General features: G+C 56.0%; 4 protein-coding genes. All 4 read left to right on the plus strand.

All coding sequences use genetic code 11. The annotated features are described in order from the left end of the window. Positions 1-1,488 (plus strand): nucleotidyl cyclase domain-containing protein (locus ACFFNA_RS33610; protein WP_378924156.1); only part of this gene is annotated, 1,488 nt, incomplete at its 5' end. A 4-nt stretch (positions 1,489-1,492) separates the two neighbouring features. Then, positions 1,493-2,296 carry an E2 domain-associated cysteine-rich protein gene (locus ACFFNA_RS33615; protein WP_378924158.1) on the plus strand — a complete coding sequence of 268 codons (804 nt, stop codon included), beginning with the start codon at positions 1,493-1,495 and terminating at the stop codon, positions 2,294-2,296. Positions 2,297-2,303: 7 nt separating this feature from the next. Further along, entirely contained in the window at positions 2,304-2,888 is a 585-nt protein-coding gene (locus tag ACFFNA_RS33620; protein WP_378924160.1) for a Pycsar system effector family protein, read from the plus strand. Positions 2,889-2,925: 37 nt separating this feature from the next. Further along, positions 2,926-3,837 carry a TIR domain-containing protein gene (locus tag ACFFNA_RS33625; protein ID WP_378924162.1) on the plus strand — a complete coding sequence of 304 codons (912 nt, stop codon included), beginning with the start codon at positions 2,926-2,928 and terminating at the stop codon, positions 3,835-3,837. Positions 3,838-3,972: the final 135 nt, after the last annotated feature.

The raw sequence follows: 3,972 nt of genomic DNA on the forward strand, positions 1-3,972 counted from the left end.
GCCCGCATCAAGGACGTCGAAACGGTGACGGTTGTCGACTACTCGCGTGACACGTCATTGACATCCATACCGACGAACAAAGCCTACCGGATGGATGCAGTTCACCTCTATGTGGACATCTTGAACCTCCGCGACATGCTTGAAAGCACCGACACGGAGGGAGAGACCTGCCACAAGAGGACGCTCCGCTTTCTCAATCTTCACTATAGAGCCGTACACAGAATCCTAACGGCATCGGATGCCCTTCGGGTCGACTTTCACAACCAGCGCCTCCACGCGGTTCTCGCCAAGCCTTACAGCGAAGATTCTGAAGGCGATCGCGTGAACCGAGCGGTGGCGATTGCACGATTGATCAGCGACGTCCTGCAGGAAACGGGCGACGACGATGAGAACATCCCCGCAGCCCAGGTTCGCATCGGCATAGACAGCGGCCGCGCGCTGGTCGTCAACAACGGCCGCGGTGGCAACAGGGAACCTCTATTCCTTGGCCGCCCTGCCAACATGGCTGCAAAGATCGCGTCGAACGGTACCGACGTCGGAATCTATCTCAGCAACGAGGCACGATCTGCAATCGGCCTTGAAGAGCTTGATACTAAGGACATCCCGCTAACGCCGCTGACCGACGAAGAGATCGTCGAATGCCAGGATGCCGCCGAGCTCGGCTTGAGCAAGGACACGATGGTCTCCGAATGGCGCGCTGACAACAAGAACAAGCCGATCGGCTCGTTTGTCTTCACGCGAGTCACGCCACCTCTGCGAGATCTTGACATCTCATTGCTGACGCCGGGCAACTCAAGGCGTATGGAGACGATTTCGGTCTACGCTGACGTCGACAATTTCACGGCCTACGTGGACGCACATATCGACGATGATCCGGAAGACGTTGTTCGCTGTCTCCACGTCATCCGCTCAGAGCTTGATCGGGTCTTGTCTTCCGACTTCTCGGGACGTCGTATCCGATTCATCGGTGACTGCATCCATGGCCATTTGATGGAGGGTACAGCCTTTCAGACCTATGCCGAGGACACGGTGTCGACTGGAGCACTCTGCGCTGGGGCCCTCAGGAGCAGCTTCGACCTCGCGCTTGAACGGCTGCAGGCAAATGACGTGGATACGGACGATCTCGGGCTGGCGATTGGTTTTGAGTATGGACCAACCGCCATCACGCGACTTGGCATGCAGGGCGATCGTGTTCGCTGCTCCACTGGACGAGCAGTCTTGGGATCAGAGGACGAACAGAAGCGCTGCACCGGTGAGCAGACAGCGATCGGCCAAACCGCATATGACGCAGGCCCGGCATCGGTGCGCACGCTTTTCGGCACGTCGAGACTAAAGTCCGGTCTCACTTATGATGTGGTGCTTGAAGCGCTGGCGGCCGATGAAAACAAGGTGGCCAAAGCAATCCACGCAGCCGCTTACGCGGTGGTGAGTCCTGCAATAGCCAAAGCTGCTGAAGCGCCATTCCGGCCTTACTCGGAGAAGTGCTAACTCCATGTCGCCCATACGGCTTCTGGCTGAGACTGCAGCCTTGCACCATGCTGTCCTCATCCGGGAGGATGGTGACAGCGCAATTTTTGCAGTCCAGCCCGCGCTTGCTTCTGGTGCCCCAGCGAATAAATTTCTTATCGAGATCACGCGGGTCGGCGAGACAGTCAAAGCACGGGAAGTGAAGTCAGACCGTCTCCCGTCATTCTGCCCAGAACGCCACATAAACTTGGATGGAAGCTTTTGCCTATTTTGGGCAGAACTTGAGCCACACACCATCGACGATCATGAAGCGGCGGCTGGATGGTGGGGGAAGTTGCTTATTTTTCTCCTTAGGCAAGGCACCGCGGCGATACTGCGCTCATGGCCGGGGAAGGCCGATGCTAGGGCCCATGGGCCGGAGGCTGCAAGACTTCAGGCGGTCGCGGAATTCAACGCGTCCAATCTCGGCAAAGCATTCGTAACCTCTCTTCGGGGGGAGCGTTTTTCGACCGTGGAGAAGCGGGTAAACAACGAGCGTCGAGTGCGACTGCGTCTGGACGGCAAGAGGATGCTGTCCGTAGTGCGAAAAGGTCGTCGCGTCATGACGCTTCGGCAAAAATGCAAATGCGGCGATGGGAACCGTCCGATTTCCGCCTGCTCGGACCACGCAGAAGTCCTCGCCGATTTTACGCTAGCGTTAGATGGCTGGCGTGTGGCGGAGCAGTCCTTCTTCGACAGTTTCAAAAACACAACGCTGAAATGCTGCGGGACAATGGACAACTGCCCCCTCGCCGACCTTCTAGGCGTGCGGTTGAATGAAGCCGCATAGGATCGCGATGGCCAGAGACGATCAGCAAGATAGTTACGACAAACTGCTCTCCGCCAGTCATGGCAGGATGCTGGACCTCGTGAAATTTGCAGAAACCAAGAACGCAGCCCTGCTCACATTTTGCTCGGTATGGATGGGGTCCATAATCGCAATACTCCGATCCCCAGACGAGCCTCCGATGGGTTACCGCGCGGCGTTCCTCGTCGTTCTTCCGCTATTGGCCGTGGCGGCGCTCATATCGTTGACTTCATTCCTGCCTAAATTCCTCCATCACTTTCATCAGAACGTAGGCGGAGCGACGAACCTTCTCTATTTTGGAGACATCGCAGAATTGGCGCCCGAGGAGTTCGGGGGAGCTGCCAGGAAGCGGTATTTTCCAAAGGAAGATCAATCCGCAACCGACGACTATTTAGACGACCTGGCTCTCCAGGTCGCGGTACAGGCTCGCATCGCCAACCGTAAATTTAGGACATTTAACGCCGCCGGCCGCCTTGTCTTGGCGTCATTTGTTTGCTTGGCGGTTCCCCCAATAGTTTGGGCTCTTCAAACTATTTGGAGAACCGCCCAAACCTTCATTCATGCAGCCAGTTAACCCGGGTTAGGCGGTCAAAGCGGCCGGAGGTAAAATTGTGAAGGACAGGTTTTCGGGTGATCGCGGGACAGCAATTCTCGTGGAGGCGCTTGAGAGCCAGCGTCTGCTCAGCGGCATTCCTGAAGCTGGCCATGCTCTTTCGAGCCTCGGACAGCTTGTGGAAATCTCCAAGGATACAAAGTTGATCGAGCAGGATGGTCGGGACAATGACGTCTATTTCATTATCTCGGGGTCCTTCGGCGTCTTTGTAAACTCGAAAAGGGTAGCAACACGCCAAGCGGGAGATGCCGCCGGCGAGATGGCGGCGGTTTCAGTGACGCAACGACGATCTGCGGATGTGGTTTCGGACGAGCACAGTTTAGTATTCAAGGTTTCGGAGGAGAGCTTTTGTCAAATAGCTGACCGATATCCAAAAATATGGAGGCGCCTTGCACAGGAGCTTTCCAAAAGGCTGCTCCAGCGGAACTCATTAATCCGCCCGCCGCACGAGAAGGTGCGTGTCTTTGTCATCTCGTCTGCCGAGGCATTGCACGTCGCAAGAGCGGTTGAGAATGCTTTTGCTCACGACCCATTTCTAACGGTTGTTTGGGCCAACGGTGTGTTCAGAGTGACAAATTACACGCTTGAGACACTGGAACAGGAGCTGGAAAAATCCGATTTCGCAATTGCGATTGCGCACCCTGATGATCAGACAGTTGTTCGGGAAGAAAGCTGGCCATCGCCGCGCGACAACGTAGTCTTTGAACTTGGGTTCTTCATGGGCAAGCTTGGAATGGAGAGGGCCATTCTAATGGAACCTCGTGGACTGACAGTGAAACTGCCAAGCGACCTCGCTGGCATTACCACGATCAAATATCGGTACGGGTCGACCGAGGACCTCGCGCCTCTCATAAGTCCGGCATGCAACGAATTGCGCGATCACATTCGAATGCTTGGCCGAAACGTATAATAGCACTTCGGCCGACAAACATTGACCAGGTGTGACCTGCCACTGAACATTCATCCAGCGGCGATTAGAGCCTTGGCCGTTTCTGTTACGCCTCTTGGCGCGGGTTGAGCAACCGGCGGAGGCGCAGAGCCTTCC

The sequence above is a fragment of the Mesorhizobium kowhaii genome, from assembly GCF_042431665.1.
Lineage (GTDB): Bacteria > Pseudomonadota > Alphaproteobacteria > Rhizobiales > Rhizobiaceae > Mesorhizobium > Mesorhizobium kowhaii.

Bases quoted from the DNA above. Each gene is read 5' to 3' on its own strand.
- ACFFNA_RS33615 (WP_378924158.1), top strand. From the start codon at position 1,493: ATGTCGCCCATACGGCTTCTGGCTGAGACTGCAGCCTTGCACCATGCT.
- ACFFNA_RS33620 (WP_378924160.1), top strand. From the start codon at position 2,304: ATGGCCAGAGACGATCAGCAAGATAGTTACGACAAACTGCTCTCCGCC.